This is a genomic window from Bacillus sp. B2-WWTP-C-10-Post-4 (genome assembly GCF_009183805.1).
GTDB classification, from domain to species: Bacteria; Bacillota; Bacilli; order Bacillales; family Bacillaceae_G; genus Bacillus_A; species Bacillus_A cereus.
This window is the reverse complement of record NZ_WEII01000079.1, coordinates 1-18,676: the sequence shown is the minus strand read 5'-3', so window position 1 is coordinate 18,676 and position 18,676 is coordinate 1. Positions and strand designations below refer to the sequence as shown.

Below are 18,676 nucleotides of genomic sequence, written 5' to 3'. Positions count from 1 at the left end.
ACTTAATATACCCATTTTTAAATTCCTACCTTTCGAAAATATCATAATAAATATTGATTTCAATATTGAAATGAAATTTTTAAGTATACTTTTTCCTGCAAAAGATTTTCTACTATGCATGGAAAACACCTTTCCAACACTGCGTGTTTATTGTTTAGGAAAGTCGTTTACAAATTAAATACTCAAAGATTATGAAAGAAGATTATCAATAATCTTTGAGTGAGAATCTGTTTAATATAAGGTTTTTTATTTTTATGAATACACAAAAGAAATTGATTTACATATCTGCTATATTTTACACTAATTCACTTAGCGATTAGCTCTACCACCAAGTTGTTGTTCAGCCATTGCTACTAAACGTTTTGTAATTTCACCACCAACAGATCCGTTTGCACGAGCTGTTGTATCTGCACCAAGTTGTACACCAAACTCTTGTGCAATTTCATATTTCATTTGATCAAGAGCCTGTTCAGCGCCTCGAACTAACAATTCATTACGATTTCCACTATTATTGTTTGCCATATTATTTCACCTCCGATGTTTTTAATATGTTACAAATTATGAAAAAATAATTATCCTTTTTATGGAAAATAGTTTATGAATAAAAATTGATTTTTTTCTTAAAGTAGGGCAAAACATATAAGAAAGAATAACTGATATAACATACTTTCATAACAACACTATGTATACTTCCTAATTCCCTTTAGTAAATAAAAGAAAGATTTCTATTTCAACAAGAGATTAAATAAAATTATGTTTTGAGACATAATTCAAAAGGAGATATGAGATGAAAGCTGTAACCTATCAAGGACCAAATCAAGTACAAGTTAAACAAGTTGATGATGCAAAGTTAGAGAAAAAAGATGATATTATTGTAAGGATTACTTCAACCGCTATTTGCGGTTCTGATTTACATTTATATCAAGGTAACATGCCCTTACCTCAAGGATACATTATCGGCCATGAACCAATGGGAATCGTTGAAGAAGTCGGGCCAGATGTCACTAAAGTGAAAAAAGGCGATCGTGTTGTCATCCCCTTCAACGTTTCTTGTGGACATTGTTTCTATTGCCAACATGAAATGGAAAGTCAATGTGATAACTCAAACCCTCATTACGATTCTGGTGGATACTTTGGTTATACGGAGAAATTTGGTAATCATCCAGGCGGACAAGCAGAATATTTAAAAGTTCCATTTGGAAATTTTACTCCATTTGTTATACCGGAATCATGCGAGCTTGAAGATGAATCCCTACTATTTTTATCAGATGTTTTACCTACAGCCTATTGGAGTGTAATAAATGCAGGCGTTAAGCCAGGTGATACTGTTATCGTCCTTGGTTGTGGACCTGTTGGATTAATGACACAAAAATTTGCTTGGATGCAAGGCGCTAAACGTGTAATTGCAGTCGATTACTTAGATTATCGGATGAATTATGCAAAAAAGATTAATAACGTTGAGGTATTTGAGTTTACAAAGTTCCCTGATATGGGAGAACATTTAAAGGAAATCACACATGGCGGCGCCGATGTAGTCATTGATTGCGTAGGCATGGATGGAAAAAAATCACCACTAGAATTTCTAGAACAAAAATTGAAATTACAAGGTGGAACTCTCGGCCCTATTCAAATTGCTACGAAAGCCGTAAGAAAATATGGAACGGTTCAAATGACTGGTGTTTATGGTGGCAATTATAATGCATTCCCACTCGGGGCATTTTGGGTTAGAAATATTAATCTTAAAATGGGACAAGCACCTGTTATTCATTTTATGCCAGAACTATTTGAAAAAATAATAAACAAAGAATTCGATCCAAAGGAAATTATTACACACAAAATCCCCCTTGAAGAAGCAAGCTACGGTTATCAAATTTTTAATAATCGTGAAGATGATTGTATAAAAGTCATTTTGAAACCTTGAAGATACAATTTGTTATTCTTTATAAAAAGGTAAGATTGCACTCCATAATCTTATCTTTTTTTATTACATGCTAAGTAGCTATTCCCTCACTTTCATCTCACATTGAAAAGAGTTATTTCAAAAGACTTTGCATTTTAAGGTAACGATTTATTGGTAAAAAAATGAATTTAAGTATTAAGTAACCAACTAGCGGACACGATAACAATGTTAACTAACTTAAAAAGAGGTGTCCTTCATGTTTTATTATAAAGAAGAAATAATTAATATGATTAAGCCGGATAAACCAGACCCAGCTGCTGCAAAAGTTTTACAAGAAATATTAGGCGGGCATTATGGCGAAATGCGTACAATGATGCAATACTTCTTCCAAAGCTCAAATTTTAGAGGTAAAGAGAAGCAATATCGTGATTTACTTCGAGGTGTTTTTTTAGAGGAAATAAGCCATGTAGAACTTGTACAACATACAATTAATCAACTATTAACTGGATCTGGTGAACCTACGCCAGGAAATGCTGGTATTGACACAGCACCACTTGATGAAGCAGTTAAACATGCAAATCCTCACCACTTTATTGTAGGTGCTCAAAGTTCATTGCCTGTTGATGCAGCTGGCAACCCATGGAATGGCTCTTGGGTATATAGTCATGGAAACTTAATTAGCGATTTATTAGATAACGTAGTACTCGAATCTACAGGTGTACTTCAAAAAACTAGAATTTATGAAATGAGTTCCAATCAAACTTTTAGAGAAACACTTGCATTTTTAATTGTACGTGATAATGCACATCAAAATGCTTTCGCAAAAGCTTTAGAGACATTGGGTGTTGAATGGGGGAAACTCTTCCCTGTGCCCAACTATGATATTAATAAATACCCAGAGTGCAGAAAGTATGTAGACATGGGATTCCATAACGCACAATTTAATTTTAGTTTAGATCCAACAAGAATGGGAGAAATATTCCAAGGTGAATCACCAAGTAGAAACAAAGGAACATTAGCAGTAACTGACCCGCCAAAAGGTTTTCCTGTACCAGAACTTCCTGAAATGCCAAATGAGCATAGTCCTGGATTAAAAGATATGGATCTTTAAGGTCATTATGGCCAACTATTTATTCATGGTTGGTCATAATGCTTTATAAAGATTCATGTAAACTTGTTGTTAACATGATAGGATATTTTAATAAATCCTCTTTATTTAAAAGTGGTGTTGATCATATTTCTACTCCTCTTAATGTTGTTTCTATGAACCATTAAACGCCACTGTATACTTACTTATAATCTCCCTACCTCTATTCACGTATAACATCCATATATTGTAAACAAAGAGGAGGGACTTGTCCCCCCTCTTCTTTTAATTTTTCTTTAAAAGAATTGCTCCTGCAATCCCTGGGTGTGTCATTTCGAATGGATCTAGAATTAACTCTAGGTCTTCTTGTGACAATACACCATTTTTCACACAAAGTTCTCGAACGGATTGGCCTGTTGCAATTGCTTCTTTCGCAACGCGAGCTGCTGCTTCATAACCGATATGAGGGTTCACGGCTGTAATAATTCCTACACTTTTCTCAACATACTCTTTTAAGCGATCTTCATTCGCTTCAATTCCTTTTAAGCAATTATCTGTAAAGGCACGGAAACCGTTATTCATAATGCTAATCGATTGAAGTAAGTTGAAAACAAGTACTGGTTCCATAACGTTTAATTCTAATTGTCCTGCTTCTGAAGCAAGGCAAATTGTATGGTCATTACCAATTACTTGGAACGCAATTTGATTAATTACTTCTGGCATAACAGGGTTTACTTTCCCTGGCATAATAGATGAACCTGGTTGACGAGCAGGCAGCATAATTTCCGCTAAACCAACACGTGGACCTGATGCCATTAAGCGAAGGTCATTCGCAATTTTAGACATATTCATCATACATACTTTAAGTGCTGCAGATACTTCAGTATAAGCATCCGTATTTTGCGTCGCATCTACTAAATCTTCTGCACCAACAAGCGGTAATTCACTAATTGCAGCTAAATGTTTTACAACTGCTTCAATATATTCTGGATCTGCATTTAAGCCTGTACCAACTGCAGTTGCCCCCATATTTACTTCATATAAATGTTGACGCGATTGCTGAATGCGTTTCATATCACGTTCAAGTACACGTGAGTATGCTTTAAACTCTTGTCCAAGGCGAATTGGCACAGCATCTTGTAAATGTGTACGACCCATTTTAATAACATGGTCAAACTGTTCTGCTTTTAATTCAAATACATCATGCATATAACCCATCGTTTGTAATAAGCCTTCTAATGCATTTAACGTTGCGATATGAATCGCCGTTGGGAATGCATCATTTGTTGATTGGGCCATATTTACATGACTATTTGGACTAATATAATGATAGTCTCCCTTTTCCATTCCTAATAATTCAAGAGCACGATTGGCAATGACTTCATTTGCATTCATGTTCATTGAAGTACCTGCTCCGCCCTGAATTGGATCTACGATGAAATGATCATGCCATTTTCCATCAAGAATTTCTTGAGCAGCTTCTACGATTGCGCCGCCCTTGTTCAATTCCAATCTTCCCACATCTGTATTCGCAAGCGCTGCTGCTTTTTTTACAATTGCGAACGCTCTAATTAAACTTTCATGAATTTTATACCCTGTAATCGGGAAATTTTCAACAGCGCGTAAAGTCTGAATTCCGTAATATGCCTCAATAGGTAATTCCTTTCCTCCCAAAAAATCATTCTCCACTCGCACGTTCTTGTTTGTCATTGCCATTTTAATTTCTCCCCCATATTAAATGTAAAACCTAAATAAATCATATGAAGTCATTACCAATCCTTATCAGATTTTATTGTTAAATCGTAGGCTAAAGGCTCTTCAATAATTTTTTTAATCTCTTCTAATTTATTAGTTTTCCCAAGCGCCCACATCAATTTTGCTATGATGGCTTCCGTATTCATATCTCCAGACAATATTACTTGATGTTGTGCCACTTTCCGTCCTACTTCATAGAGAAGTATGTCTTCTCCTTCTTCCAGGCATTGAGTAGTAATCACTACAGCAATCCCCATTTCAGTCAACTCTTGAATTTTCGAAAGCAAGTTCCTTCCTTCAAAAGGTAATCCACCGTTACCAAAACTTTCAATAATAATCCCTTTATACAAATCTTTTAAACAATCAAATATCTCTGGTTTTGTACCTGGATACAATTTCATAAGAAAAACATCCGTACATAAATTAGTATTTATTGAAAGTTCATTATGGGAGGACGTTGGCTTCCAATGATATTTCACTTCATCTTCATTTACCTCAGCAACATATGGATAATTCACACTTTCAAATGCATCATAACTTTTTGTTCGCATTTTAACTGCTCTCGTCCCAATAATCACCCTACTATCAAAAACAATAAACACACCGCCAACATCCTCACAGGCAAATCTAAGAGCATCAGCTACATTTTTCTTTGCGTCTGTCTTTTTAAAACTAATAGGTACTTGTGAACCTGTTAAAACAACTGGTTTTCTTAAACCTTGAAGCATATAAGATAACGCGGAAGATGTATAAGCTAACGTATCCGTTCCATGTGTAATCACAAACCCTTCATAGTCATCATAGTGATTAAAAACAGCATTAGCTATTTCTTTCCAGTGCTCAGGTTGCATATTGGTACTATCAATATTCATTAAGATTTTGCAATCTATTTCTAAGTTTCGAGAAGACTTCGAAAAATAATTCAATAATTCCTCAGCGGACAATCCTGGAACAAGCCCCTCATTCCCCTCCACAGATGCAATTGTCCCACCAGTTGCAAGTAATAAAATTTTCTTCATACACAACCCCTCCATAAAATAAACAACGATATATCGTACGCGTAATGCGTATTTATATTTATCATTATAGAACTTAATTTGAATTAATCAAGATTTTGTATTCAATACGCGTACTTTTTTTCTATTCTTGATTCTTTTTCTATGTTATAATTAATTTAATAAAATTAGATGGGGTATGAGACGAATGCTGGAACGTTTATCTAAATTAAGAAAAAATCAAAAATGGTCCTTACAAGAGACAGCAGATCGACTTGGGATTGCGAAAAGCACCTATGCTGGTTATGAAAATGGTTATAGATTACCTTCATTACAATCTTTATCTAAAATAGCCGATTTATTTGATACATCTGTAGATTATATATTAGGTCGAATTGAACATTCACATCAAAACAAAGATGTAATTGATATTACAAGACTCCTAAACGATCCAGATGCAACACTTTTAGTAGATGGAGAAGCACTGTCAACAGAAGAGATAATAGATTTTATTGCTTTTGTGAGAAGTAAACGAGAACTAAGTTCCAAGAGAATAGAAAATATTGAACCAACATGTAAAAGTTAATTCAATAAAAAACGAAGACACTGCACTCTTTAAACTTAGAAATACTTAGACAATTAATTTGTAAACGGTTTATATAATGGATTCTTAGCAGCTGGCCTCATTTGGGGACTTATACTTGGAAACAATCCCATTGGTTATATGATTCAATTATTTTTCATCATTTGTGTGGGGTAGCAGCTATTTTCGGAGGTCTCACATCCAATAAATCAATTATCATGAAACAAGGACTTCTCGCTATTTTAGCGTTGCTTGCCCTTTTATCTGTCATATAGAACTAAAGCTTTTCAATAAAGGAACTCACTTTTGAAGAATACGCCATTCTTTCTGTAGATTTATAAGAAAGAATGGCGTTTTTGTATGTCTATTTCTGTATCGAGAGAATTTGAAAGTATAACAGAATTCAAACAAGAATTAGCAAAGTATATAAAGTACTATAATCATGAAAGAATCAAGGAAAAATAAAAGGGAATGAATTCAGTATTGTACTAGGCTCATTCCCTAGAGGCTACTTAACAAACCGACCTTTCTAACTTTCGGGGACACAGTCTAGTTGAAGTGCTACAAGCAACGAATTTACTATTTTAAAGTTAAGTGTTTAACCTTGAAGTACTTAATTCTTTTTTCCAGACAAAGCATACATTATATCTTGATGCTTTATTGTCCTCTTATAATTATGTGGTATCGGGAATTTGTTTCGTTGTTCTTTTATTATAATTATGATTACTATAAGTGATAAAGCTACAGGTATAAAAACGATTAACAAAGCATCTTAATGTTTATGAAATTCTTTGTTAATCGTTTCTCTTCTCCCTAATCTCCTGCGAGACTATATTTTTTATTAAAATTTCCCATATCTTATTTGATTTATTCTGTGACACCAGATTGGGTTACTTTTACATCAGCTGTTACACGAAAACGTAAATCTTTATAGGATTCTTCCCATTCTTGACTGTTCCATTTTCTTACGTGAGTTCTACCAAGCTTTCTAAGTCCTATAGGATCTGTGTCTTTTTTAATAAATCTCTTTATCAATGTAGTTGCTTTTTTTTCTATTTCTTTTTCCATAATTTTTTCTAATTTTTTTATTTCTTTAGGATTATCTAGATTTTTTGTTTTTGTAAATTCTTGAATTTCAGCTTTAACTTGAATATGAGCATTTACGAATGGATGCTTACTATTCCCCTCCATCTTATATTTTGTTCTAGCTTTTATATTCTCTATCGTAGCGTAAGTATTTGAAGAACCAGGTAGTTTGAATTGGTATGTACCTTGTTTAAAATTATCTGTCAACAATTTAAATACAAATAAATCTTTAGGGTTCACTTTATCAACCATTTTACATCTTTTAAAAAGTGCTATTCCATCTAACTCCAACACGTTACCTTTTTTAGATATTATCGGTAAATAGGAATCTCTCGCATCATCATTAAGTTGGTTTAAAAACATAAAAAAATTTGTTTTGGGCTGCGTTCCATTGTCCATATTTTGCTCCAGTAAAGAGGATAGATAGGAAGCAATTTCTTTTTCTTTAGAATAGTTCCCCTTTAATAGTGATTCCCCTTTTACATTTGTAATTGCTAAATAAATTGCATTTCCTACACTAGGATTTCGGTTCAAAGTCTCTAAAATTTCCTGCATTCCCTTTTCAATTATTTTTTCATTAAATATAATAACACGCAATTGCCCCAACTCTAGAGGTCCAGAAGATTTTTCGGATGCTCTTGCAAGAACTTCTCTACCAGTCTGGCCTGATGCTGAATAGATTTTTGTTTCACCTTCCCCGCCTCCTTTATAAGCTGAAATCGCAAAGGTTCCTTTTAGCTTACCTTCTGCTTCGGTATCATATGCCGCAACTTGAACTAAGTCAATGTCATCCACAATTTTCGTTTTAGCACAACCTATTAAGAAGACACTTAATATAAGGAAAAGTATCCATCGCTTCATGTTTATCTCCTTAACTTTATTTTGGCCGTTTGAATTAGCCATAGTACAGGTAGGTATACATATATATATACAAAGCCCATTTGACCTGTCCAAGTATTTAATAAGTTAATTTTATTACGATTATTCAAGAAAAATGATAAAACAAAGATGAATAGGATGATAACTGGCAAAACATATTTTTGCTTTATTCCCAGTGCCTCTTTTATACCACGACTTACTCCCCATAATGTAAAGGAAACATTGGGTAATATAAAAAAAGCCCAAACAGAAACAATAATGTATTCAAACCGCTCTATAAAGGGAAATTGTATAATTTTAATCATGCTTAAATATGCCCATATCGCACTCGCTAGTTGTTTTTCACTAAAAAATGCAAGAGTTAAAATCATAAGGTATGTGTAGACAATAGTCGTTACTAAATTTGCATAGTGCGCATATTTTTGAGACGTTTTTGCCTTTTTAATAAATGGGTAGTACAGCAATAACATTTCAAATCCAAAAAAACTAAACATATTTCCTTTCATTCCTTTCATAATTTCTAGGAATGAATGCTGTGCAATTGGAAATAAATTCTGGAAATCTGCATACTGCAAAGGATAAAAAAATGTGAAGATTAGAATGCTTGGGATAACGATTCCAAAGAAGCCGATTCCGGCAACTACACGAAATCCTCCAGTAACAATGTAATAACATAGACCCAAAAAAGCCCCTGCTATAACCCAAGATGAAATTGAAGGAAACATCCAAACATGTACTACTTCGATATAAGTATGTAGTGTTGTTGCACCTAACAATACAATATAGGATAAAAAAATGAAGTTGAGCAATCCACCAATCCATTTTCCAAGTACGTTTTGATTGATTGCAATGATGTCTCCATTACCCTGATTTAAAATCTGATATATGATCCAAATCATAACATTAACAGATATTCCAAAAAGTAGCGTGCTAATCCACGCATCATTTCCAACTAATTTTGCACTAATCCTTTCAAAACCAAGCATACCAACTCCCAACTGTATAGTAATAATTAAAAAAAATACCATATATGGCGAGACTTGATACTCAATTGGGATCTGTTTCATAATGCTCCTCCCTGTTAAATTCAATCATCAAAATCATTTCGTGATATGATTTTATTTTTCTCTACCTCTTCTGGATTAAAGCGAAAACGCTGTTTAGACCTTGAAAAAATAGGACGTCGAAACATCGCTGAGATTGGCATACGTATAATGCTGTCTTTCCAATCTGTAGGACGTGTAGGATAAAAAGGGAACAAATAAGGACGTCTTAATGATTCTGTACGTAATAAGCGTACTAAAAGGAAAGAACTTGTTAAAACAATTCCTAATAAGCCCAATAGGTGTGCAGATATTATAAAAGGAAAACGAATTACTCGAATTGTATTACCAATTCGATATATTGGTGCTGTAAATGAACTAAGAGCTGAAAGTGCAACAATGATAATAAGTACGTTACTTGTAAGACTTGCTTCTACCGATGCTTGTCCAATTACAATACCACCTACGATACCGACAGTTAAACCCACTTTAGTTGGTAAACGTGCCCCTGCTTCTCTCAGTAATTCAATCGTTATTTCTAAAAAAAGTGCTTCAATTAATGGAGGAAAAGGTACTTTACTTCTCGATATGATTAACGTTTCAAGAAGTTCTTTTGGGATAAGCTCGTAATGATATGTTAAGATCGAGACATATAATGGCGTCGTTAAGACAGAAAATATAAAAGCAAAAAGCCTTAATAGACGAAAAAAAGAGGCTATAATCCAAGGCATGGTGTAATCTTCTGTCGTAGAAAAAAAATCAATTAATGTTGTTGGAAGAGTGATGGCATAAGGCGAGCCATCTACAAAAAGTGCAATTTTCCCTTCTGCTAATACAGCTGCCACACGGTCCGGACGTTCTGTATTCAAAAATTGAGGGAATATAGAATTCGGGTTGTCTGCAATTAACTGCATCAAATAAGTACTATCCAAAACATGGTCTGTTTTTATTTGACTTACCCTTTTTATAATTTCTTGTAGATTTTGATCATTTACAATTCCCTCAATAAATACAATCGCAACAGTTGTGTTAGAGAGAGATCCTACTTTCAATTCTTTCATTTGTAAATACGGTGTTGGAAGCTTTCTACGTACTAAATTTAAATTTACATCTAAATCTTCGACAAATGCGATTTGCGGACCCACAATATTGTATTCAATTTCAGCTTTTGTAATATCCCTTTTTTCTTTCTTTGACACATTTACTAACAAACAATTTAATTTATCTGTATCAAACTGAATAAGTATATAGCCATTTAAAATACTATCCTGAATATTTTCAATTTGATTTGTTATTTTTGAATTTTCAAAGGGTAAGACAGACCGAATATCTTGTAATGAATCGCAGCTCTTCTCTTTTATATAAGTTAAAACCTCTTCATGAAATATATTTACATCGATTAAGGTTCTAAAATATGAAATGACTATAGAGGATTTGTTTGAAGCGATCTCCAACGTTATAAAATCTTTAGATTTTTTTAGTAATTGCATTAATTCCTGCAAAGATTTTATAGAGTGAACAGGTACTTTTTCATGTGGTTTCAATTGATAATACCCTTCCTTTCAAAAAGAACCTATATATAGTTTTTAGAAATTTCTATTTTAAAAATGAGGGATATTTATATGTCAATATGCTCATTAAAAATAATTCCTTTTTAACTAACTTAACCAAAATTAGTTAAAAAATGTATTACAAGTAAAAATTTGAAATGCCTCCAAGAAAAATTACAATATTAAAAACATCCTTTCTTTTGGTTCTAAAGAAAGGATGTTTTTATAACAGGTTTTTTCAAGTGTCTATTCTATAGGGTACATTTACCAGTATTCTTCTCTTTATTATTTCATTAAGTAACATTAGCATTACATTTTGTATGGTTTCTTAAAAAATTTCAGTAAAAAGAATATATTAATTTTGAAGTGTACAAATAGGGAGAGTGACTTCAACTGTAGTTCCCTTATTCACTTCACTCTCAATAAATACCTTTCCCTGATGTGTTTCAATGATTTTATAACAGATCATTAACCCTAAGCCAATCCCCTCTTCTTTAATACTATAAAAAGGTTCTCCAAGGTATGGTATACGTTCTTTTGGAATCCCACACCCTTGATCGATAAAACGAATACTTAATTGATTATTATCAAGTATATTTAATTGAATGAGAATTTCTCCTCCCATCGGCATAGATTCAATTGCATTTTTTAATATATTAACAAATACTTGCTTTAATTGATTTCCTTCACATGAAATCAATGGAATACCAGGGTTAAGATCGATTCTAATTTTTATATTATTCATCATTGCTTGAGGTTGTAGTAGCATTAAAACTTGATCCATTAGCACACTAATGTTATTAGGTTGCATTTTTACTACCTGTGGTTTGGCTACCGCCATAAATTCAGTTGTAATACTCTCTATACGCTCAATCTCTGATGATACTATATTTATATAACTTTGATTATTTTCATTTTCCGTTGATTTTAGTAATTGCATGAACCCTTTCATTGCAGTTAATGGATTATTAATCTCATGAGCCATTACAGTCGCTAATTGTCCTACAACAGCAAGTTTTTCAGATTTTCGTAATAATTCTTCTGTTTTTAGCCGTTCAGTGATATCACGAGAAATACTTAGGAAAACTTTTTTACCATTTAAGTTAAAAACACGAACACTAAACTCAGTTGTTATTACTTTTCCTGTTGGAAAAACATATTCATCTTGCAAAGTGAAGGAAGTTTGTCCCTTTTTAATTTTTTCTAATAACCTTACGATTATTTGAGAATCTTGTGGTACTATATTTGAAAATGATAATGAGAGCAACTCTTCTCTACTATATCCAAATCTTCTACACCCAACAGGGTTTACCTCAATAAATCGACTTGGAGCATTATCTTCATTCAGCTCTACTACATATACCGCATCAGTTGCTTGTTCAATTAGTGCACGGTACTTCATTTCACTATCTCTTAATTGCTGGTGTAATCGATGTCGTTCTCTTTCTGCTTGTTTTCTTTCAGAGATGTCTCTACATATTGCTGATAAAGCTATCACATTTCCTCTTACATCTAGTATAGGAGAAACTGTCAGACTGACATCAAGAAGACTCCCATCGCTCCTTTGTCTAACAGTTTCTAATCTAGTAACCACAGATTCACCTGTTAGAATTTTCTGAATATTTTTAAGCGATTCTTCCATTAAAAAATCTGGTACACAAGGTAATCTCTTACCTATGATTTCTTGTGATGACCACCCAAATATCTTTTCATAAGCTTTATTCGCTTGTAAAATATGCCCTTCTCGATCAGAAATGGTAATAGCATCTAGATTGTGCTTTATAAATGATTCCAATAATTCTTTGGTAGCGCTTAATTCTGATTCTACCTTTTTCCTTTCGGTTATATCAACTGTAGAACCAACAACTTCAATAACTTGTCCATTTCGTTTAATCGGCCTAAGCGCAATAAGAATAATAGTTTTATCATTTGGCCAAGGTAATTCAAATATAATTTCTTTTCCTTCCCATGCCTGAAGATAGTACTTCATCAATTGTGGAACTAAATGTGGAGGAACAATAGAAGCATCAATAGTACGTAAGCTTTTTCCTACCACCTGTTCAGAATAAAATCCGTTTTGATAATAAAACTGTCCATCACATAAAGTGTGTATAAAGTGCTTACCCACTTTTTTAAATTTAAAAATTCCTCCTTGAAGCTCATGTACGGTATCTGCAAGTTCTTGCTTCGATTTTTTTAATTCTCGATTCATTTTAGATAAGTCCTGTGTTAAATAATACAATCTCTGGTAGGCTTCCATAAGAAATAGCCCAATTAAAAGTCCTAACGCTATATATAATAAGCCTCCTGTGTAAAGTAATGTAGTATTAAATAACACGCCAACTAACCACTTTATTCCAATAAAAACAGAAAAATATAACGATGCACTTTTAAAAGGATGTAGTTTTTTAAAATAAGTTTTAAAGGTAGAAAATAGAATCCCCATACCTAAATAAGCAATCACAGGAGGTTCCCAGTACCCTCCTGTGTAAAAGATACGCATTACAATTATGCTAATTAACGTAATCCAACCAGCAATACGACCAAAGTAAATAAAAGATAGAATAAGAGGAACAACTCGAAGATCGTAGGAAAATCCCATGTATGGAAAAGAAAAGAACATTAACGTAACTGCAATAATCCCTCCATAGAGCTTTTCAAAATATCGACTAGAATTAATTGTAAACACTTGAATAAATATTGCTGCGCTAACTAATAAAGAAAAAATAGAAAGGTTGATGAAATAATCTTTAATAATCATGTAATGTCCCTCCTTGCATTAAGTGTATTCGACAAAAAAACTAAAAATCCTACAAATTGTATAAACAGTTCAAATGCATAAATTTTAAACTAGGATAAAATCTAGAAAAGTAAATACGGAGCACAGCAGATGAGATATTTTAATGAAAAATAGTTCAAAAAAGATAATAGTAACCGTTGACTACTATTATCTTTTTTCTTTAAGTTATCGTAATATGTCTGAAACTCTAAGGGACGTGGTATGTCATTTCATCAAACAATGATTATATGCTGAGTGATGAATATAGAAATTTCAGCAGTAATTTTTGAAAAATAACATAAAAAACAAAACTATCTTTAAAAATGGAAAAAAACTATATAAATGTCAACTAATCTATGTACAAAAACGTTTACTTAATTTTGCATAAAATCACTCAACTTAGGAAGCTAAGTAGTTCTTCAAGGTCGATAAGAACACCTGTAGATGCTTCAGGATAACTACATAATTGTATGAGTAATGTACTTGAAACCTTTCGGTAAAACCATACACATAAGACAACTAACTCCTTGGTTCAATATTTACTTTTTCGCTGAACAAATTCTTTTTCTTGAGCAAATTATTCTAGGATATAAGGAGATATATGCCATTGCAATTTTTCAATTAACTTGGTGTCTAGTTTATTCTCCAGCTCCAATTACTTCGTTACTTTCAGATTCAGTTCATTATATTTTGGACTTTGTCTTTATACACAACATATTCTTTACCATCCACTACTGCTACTACCGCAAATTCATCATTTGGATTGAATGAAAGCCAATCAGCCCACATGTTAGTATTAGCCCCTCCACTCCACATATTATGAACAGTGTTTTTAGTTAAATTCATAACTTTATAAGACGCATTTGGCGCATTTGTTCCAGTCTTTATTTCAAAAGTGTATGCGTTATGAATTTTTTTATAAAAGTAGAAAACGTTTGATGGACGAAGCTGATTCAAAAAATCCTGTTCTTTTTTCTCTGCAATTTTTATCCCTTCTTGCAAAGTGACAACATCTGTTTTTAATGTTTTCCAACTGTTTTTCGCTGCATTCAAGCTAGGGGTTAAGAATTTATATTTATTTTGATCAGCTTTTTGATCAGCTTTATCAATATGTCCCAGTACACCCGAATATTGAGAATCTAAATCCTCCCATTGCGTAGACATATAAGTAAGAGCAGTGATAGCACTATCAAGCATACTATGCATATCACTAATATTATGAAATGCAACTCCAACTACACGATTCAATGTTATTTTATAATCTACAGTCTGACGCAATTTTGCTAATTCAGGTTCTAGCCAACCTAACTTACCTCTTGCATCACCTATCATTATGCCACCAGCAATCAAGGTTGGAATAAAGGGGATTTTCACCATGTCTAAGCCCTTAGATTCTATGTCTTTCTGATATTTTACTTGTCCTAAAAGGTCCTCTAGACGCTTTTGGTCAGCCTCCACATCAGCACCTTGGTTTTTTAAAATCGATTGCAATGTCTCTTTATGACTTCCAAATGTTCTAACATCTTCTCCAATAGCATTTTTTAATTGAATTAATTCTTCTATTAATGCTTTTGCAGACTTTTGATTTTGTTGAATTCCTCCCTGTAAATCTGTAATCCCTTTTTTTAAAGTATCTCCATTTCCAGTATTGATCGCCTCTACTAATGTTTCATAATAATTTTCAAATTTTGTATCGTATTCTATAATGCCTGTCAATGTATCAAAAAGCTGTTTTTTTACTTGTGTATTCCATGTAACAGCATGTGCTCTTGCATTCTTTTGATCTTGTACAATTTTACTAGGTAAATCTGCATTTCCATTAATAGTTATTCCTTCAAAACTCACATCTGGATTATTAATTAGCAAATAAGAATATTCATTCATAGCTTTTGCAAATAAACCAGCATCTTGCAAAGCTTTTTTCATCTGTTCTTCATTTGCTGAAAGAGACATATTTTCAGTGTTCGTTTGTTCAATTTCAATTGCAAAAGTTTCTAGTGGTATGACTGCATAAGTAGTTGTTATAGTTAAAAACGCTGATACAGCGAGTAGTTTATGAGGGATTTTTTTCATCATTTCGTATTCCTCCTATATAAGGTATGGTTTCAAGTTCTAATCTTATTAAAAAGCGATGTCTTTCAAAATGAGTTCTACATCTTTTATCAGTATCGTTTGAACTTTCTTTAGCAGCCTTCAAATCATTAAGTATTAAAGAAAATGTATATAATCTGCTTCAAATTAACCGATTCTGTTGCAAATTTAAAAAAAGCAATTAAACTACAAGGTTATTTTTTATTCGAATCATACTTATATATAATTGAAAGGCGAAGTCTTTAATGAGACTCCGCCTTTCTGTTATATAAGGATTTATTAATTATTACTTTTCTGTTTAACAGTGTAATCATAGACTTTCTATGTTTTAGTTCACTTTACAACAGAATTAATATTTCCCTATTTTTGTGGAGTAACAGTTTCCACTTTTAATTCCTTTATTCCTTCTTTTAATGTAACAGCATCTGTTCGTAATGTTTTCCAACTGTCTTTCGCTGCATTTAAATTAGGTTTTAAGAATTTAAATTTATTTTGATCGGCTTTTTGAGCTGCATTCTCAATATGCCCTAGAACGCCCGAATATTGAGAATCTAAATCATGCCACTGCGTGGACATATAAGTAAGAGCGTTAATAGCATCATCAAGCGCCTTGTGCATTTCATTAATATTACTGTAAGCAACTCCAACTACACGATTTAAGGTTACTTTATAATCCACGGTCTGACGTAATTCTGCTAATAAAGGCTCTAACTTACCTAAATTATCCCTTGCTACTCCCACTATGATACCGCCAATTATTGGTAGACCCAAAATAGCACCCTTCATTACATTAAACCCATCAGATTCTAATTGTTTATAATAGTTTACTGATCCTAATACTTCTTCTAGACGCTTTTGATCGGCATCAACATCTGCACCTTGATTTTTTAAAATTGACTGCAAGAGCTCTTTATTACTTCCAAATGCTCTAACATCGTGTCCAATAGAGTCTCTTAATTTAGTTAATTCTTCTATTAGTTGTTGTGCATACTTTTGATTTTGTTGAATTTCACCTCGTAAATCTGTAATCCCTTCTTTTAAAGTTTCTCCATCCCCTGTATTAATCGCCTCTATCATTGTTTCATAATAATTATCAAATGTTGTATCGTATTCAACAATACCATTCAGTGTATCTAAAAGCTGTTTTTTTACTTTCGTATCCCAAGTAACGGCATGTGCCCTTGCATTCTTTTGATCTTGTACGATTCTACCAGGTAAATCTACATATCCATTAATGGTAATTCCCTCAAAATTCACATCAGGATTCTTAATTAACATATAAGAATAGGCATTCATAGATTTTGCAAATAATCCAGCCTTTTGCAAGGTCTCTTTCATTCTCGCTTCATTTGCAGAAAAAGCCGTATCTCCATTATTCGTTTGTTCAATTTCACTTGCAAAAGTTGTTACTGGTGAAACTACATTAGCAGTTGTAATAGTTAATAGCGTCGATACAGCGAGTAATTTGTAAGGGATTTTTTTTATCATTTCATTTTCCTCCAATTTAGGTTTTAAATTTCAGTTCTACTCCTGTTTAAAAGCAATATCTTTTGAAATGAATTCTGCATCTTTATGAATATCATTCCAACTTTCTTTAGCGGCTTTTAAATCATCTGGTATTAAAGAGAATTTGTGGTCTTGCATAGAATCGATATTATCCAATAAATCTGTATAATTTGCGCCCATTGTATTCCATTGCTTTTGAATATTTGTTAGAGACAATATCGCTTGATCTACAGTCTGGTATAAATATGCCAATGTTTCTTTCGCGTTAGTAAGCGAAAGAACTGCTTGATTAGCACGATCTGCTTTCATACTTAATTCTCCGATTTTGTTAGAAATTTCATTATAGGATTCCATATGCTTAGATGCTGTGACACCAGCCGCAGTTCCTAGACCGATACCAGCTGCGCCAAGAGCCGAGAGTCCACCAACAACAGCCGGTGTTGCTGTACCGCCAGTTACAACAATAACTACCGCTCCTCCAATAGCTGCAATAACTAAAATAGCTGCTCCCAATCCACCACCAATTGACCATGCTAATACATCATCAAAATGTTTTTTCTGAGTAGAACGAAGTTGCTCAATTTCAGCTTGAAGTTGTGGAATCGTTGCCTGTTGACCTGCTAATATTGCAGTTAATCCACCTTTCCCATCTGGACCACCAACATTATTTTTAAAATCTGTAGAATTTTGATATAGTTTCCCTTTGAAGTCTTGTAGCATCTTAATCACATCTGTAACTTCTTTTGAATTTGTATTGATTGTAGTAATTAAATCATTTATACCCTCTTTTAGACCTGCCTTATCTTTCTTTTGTACAGTTTCTACTAATGTGTCGTAATAATTTTGAAATTGTTCATCGTAATTTACAATATTACGAGCAGTTTTTTGAATCTGTGGCTTCGCTGTATCTAACCAGTAATTCGCATTGATTCGTGACAGCTCTTGATTAAGGTGAATATTTTTGAGCAACTCTCCCCCCTCTGAGCCTAAATCGATATTAGATAAATTTACATTTGGTTGCTTAATCATTGTTTTTGCGTATAAATCCATTACTAGAATATGAGACCCTGTTTCAGCTAATGCTTTCTTCAGTCCTTCGGGGCCCAATGCATAATTGCCTACTTTTTGTTCTTGAGCGGTCGTTTCTTGTGCAAATGCACGAATAGTGTTACCGGTAGTAGCAGTTATAACAGTTGCTAATGTAGCTAAAGTTAGTACTTTGAATGGAAATTTTTTCATGACTATTCTCCTTCTTTCGCTAAATGCTTATAATCTTTATGAATTCCCAAAAAACGCAATATTAAAATTTATATACTTGTTCTTCAAGGTAACTTATTACATTTTTTAATTGTCTTAATGTATCTTTTTGAGACTGCTCGTTAGTTGTATCAACATTAGTAGATAATTTTGTAATGCTATTTT

At 33.0% G+C, this 18,676-nt stretch carries 13 protein-coding genes and 3 pseudogenes; 5 read left to right on the top strand and 11 right to left on the bottom strand.

Annotated features, from left to right (window positions below; all coding sequences use genetic code 11):
* Window positions 1-309: 309 nt before the first annotated feature.
* On the bottom strand, window positions 310-522 hold the full coding sequence (gene sasP / locus GBN78_RS22640; protein WP_000002832.1) for a small acid-soluble spore protein, SasP family: 213 nt from the start codon (window positions 520-522) through the stop codon (window positions 310-312).
* Window positions 523-787: 265 nt separating this feature from the next.
* Between sasP and GBN78_RS22635 the strand changes: the two genes are divergently transcribed.
* Together GBN78_RS22635 and GBN78_RS22630 are read left to right on the top strand one after the other, a co-directional pair.
* Window positions 788-1,921, top strand: coding sequence for a zinc-dependent alcohol dehydrogenase (locus GBN78_RS22635; protein ID WP_000649091.1), 1,134 nt, complete (start codon window positions 788-790; stop codon window positions 1,919-1,921).
* 235 nt (window positions 1,922-2,156) lie between these two features.
* Window positions 2,157-3,011 carry a manganese catalase family protein gene (locus GBN78_RS22630; protein WP_000500341.1) on the top strand — a complete coding sequence of 285 codons (855 nt, stop codon included), beginning with the start codon at window positions 2,157-2,159 and terminating at the stop codon, window positions 3,009-3,011.
* Window positions 3,012-3,272: 261 nt separating this feature from the next.
* Here the strand turns inward: GBN78_RS22630 and aspA are convergent, their stop codons facing one another.
* A complete protein-coding gene (gene aspA, locus GBN78_RS22625) occupies window positions 3,273-4,703 on the bottom strand; it encodes an aspartate ammonia-lyase (protein ID WP_064469072.1) in 1,431 nt (476 codons plus the stop codon).
* Window positions 4,704-4,756: 53 nt separating this feature from the next.
* A complete protein-coding gene (gene ansA, locus GBN78_RS22620; protein ID WP_000722308.1) occupies window positions 4,757-5,761 on the bottom strand; it encodes an asparaginase in 1,005 nt (334 codons plus the stop codon).
* Window positions 5,762-5,945: 184 nt separating this feature from the next.
* Between ansA and ansR the strand changes: the two genes are divergently transcribed.
* The 3 genes and pseudogenes from ansR to GBN78_RS22605 form a co-directional block, all read left to right on the top strand.
* Window positions 5,946-6,323, top strand: coding sequence for an HTH-type transcriptional regulator AnsR (ansR, locus tag GBN78_RS22615; RefSeq protein WP_000893567.1), 378 nt, complete (start codon window positions 5,946-5,948; stop codon window positions 6,321-6,323).
* A 66-nt stretch (window positions 6,324-6,389) separates the two neighbouring features.
* Window positions 6,390-6,595 (top strand): annotated as a pseudogene (locus tag GBN78_RS30695) (DUF1304 domain-containing protein); the annotation flags it as partial.
* Between the two features lie 103 nt (window positions 6,596-6,698).
* Window positions 6,699-6,785 (top strand): annotated as a pseudogene (locus tag GBN78_RS22605) (IS3 family transposase); the annotation flags it as partial.
* A gap of 125 nt (window positions 6,786-6,910) precedes the next feature.
* On the opposite strand, the pseudogene GBN78_RS22600 reads toward GBN78_RS22605, so the two are convergent.
* The 8 genes and pseudogenes from GBN78_RS22600 to hblD form a co-directional block, all read right to left on the bottom strand.
* Window positions 6,911-7,041 (bottom strand): annotated as a pseudogene (locus GBN78_RS22600) (excinuclease ABC subunit C); the annotation flags it as partial.
* Window positions 7,042-7,187: 146 nt separating this feature from the next.
* Window positions 7,188-8,267 carry a Ger(x)C family spore germination protein gene (locus tag GBN78_RS22595; protein WP_000832860.1) on the bottom strand — a complete coding sequence of 360 codons (1,080 nt, stop codon included), beginning with the start codon at window positions 8,265-8,267 and terminating at the stop codon, window positions 7,188-7,190.
* 2 nt (window positions 8,268-8,269) lie between these two features.
* Window positions 8,270-9,352 (bottom strand): GerAB/ArcD/ProY family transporter, encoded by a 1,083-nt coding sequence (locus GBN78_RS22590; protein WP_000809694.1) that lies wholly within the window; start codon window positions 9,350-9,352, stop codon window positions 8,270-8,272.
* A gap of 20 nt (window positions 9,353-9,372) precedes the next feature.
* Window positions 9,373-10,872, bottom strand: a complete 1,500-nt coding sequence (locus tag GBN78_RS22585; protein WP_000802291.1) for a spore germination protein — start codon at window positions 10,870-10,872, stop codon at window positions 9,373-9,375.
* Between the two features lie 361 nt (window positions 10,873-11,233).
* Window positions 11,234-13,639, bottom strand: a complete 2,406-nt coding sequence (locus GBN78_RS22580) for a PAS domain S-box protein (protein WP_000584300.1) — start codon at window positions 13,637-13,639, stop codon at window positions 11,234-11,236.
* A gap of 693 nt (window positions 13,640-14,332) precedes the next feature.
* On the bottom strand, window positions 14,333-15,733 hold the full coding sequence (gene hblB, locus GBN78_RS22575; RefSeq protein ID WP_025966722.1) for a hemolysin BL regulatory component HblB: 1,401 nt from the start codon (window positions 15,731-15,733) through the stop codon (window positions 14,333-14,335).
* A gap of 375 nt (window positions 15,734-16,108) precedes the next feature.
* A complete protein-coding gene (hblA, locus tag GBN78_RS22570) occupies window positions 16,109-17,236 on the bottom strand; it encodes a hemolysin BL binding component B (protein WP_152127724.1) in 1,128 nt (375 codons plus the stop codon).
* 36 nt (window positions 17,237-17,272) lie between these two features.
* Window positions 17,273-18,493: a hemolytic enterotoxin HBL lytic component L1 gene (gene hblD, locus GBN78_RS22565; protein WP_152127723.1), complete on the bottom strand. Its 1,221-nt coding sequence runs from the start codon at window positions 18,491-18,493 to the stop codon at window positions 17,273-17,275.
* Window positions 18,494-18,676: the final 183 nt, after the last annotated feature.

Excerpts from the sequence above, each read along its gene's own strand:
- hblB (WP_025966722.1), bottom strand. The coding sequence starts at position 15,733 with ATGATGAAAAAAATCCCTCATAAACTACTCGCTGTATCAGCGTTTTTA.
- GBN78_RS22595 (WP_000832860.1), bottom strand. The coding sequence starts at position 8,267 with ATGAAGCGATGGATACTTTTCCTTATATTAAGTGTCTTCTTAATAGGT.
- aspA (WP_064469072.1), bottom strand. The coding sequence starts at position 4,703 with ATGGCAATGACAAACAAGAACGTGCGAGTGGAGAATGATTTTTTGGGA.
- GBN78_RS22635 (WP_000649091.1), top strand. The coding sequence starts at position 788 with ATGAAAGCTGTAACCTATCAAGGACCAAATCAAGTACAAGTTAAACAA.
- sasP (WP_000002832.1), bottom strand. The coding sequence starts at position 522 with ATGGCAAACAATAATAGTGGAAATCGTAATGAATTGTTAGTTCGAGGC.
- hblD (WP_152127723.1), bottom strand. The coding sequence starts at position 18,493 with ATGAAAAAATTTCCATTCAAAGTACTAACTTTAGCTACATTAGCAACT.
- hblA (WP_152127724.1), bottom strand. The coding sequence starts at position 17,236 with ATGATAAAAAAAATCCCTTACAAATTACTCGCTGTATCGACGCTATTA.
- GBN78_RS22580 (WP_000584300.1), bottom strand. The coding sequence starts at position 13,639 with ATGATTATTAAAGATTATTTCATCAACCTTTCTATTTTTTCTTTATTA.
- ansA (WP_000722308.1), bottom strand. The coding sequence starts at position 5,761 with ATGAAGAAAATTTTATTACTTGCAACTGGTGGGACAATTGCATCTGTG.
- GBN78_RS22590 (WP_000809694.1), bottom strand. The coding sequence starts at position 9,352 with ATGAAACAGATCCCAATTGAGTATCAAGTCTCGCCATATATGGTATTT.
- GBN78_RS22630 (WP_000500341.1), top strand. The coding sequence starts at position 2,157 with ATGTTTTATTATAAAGAAGAAATAATTAATATGATTAAGCCGGATAAA.
- ansR (WP_000893567.1), top strand. The coding sequence starts at position 5,946 with ATGCTGGAACGTTTATCTAAATTAAGAAAAAATCAAAAATGGTCCTTA.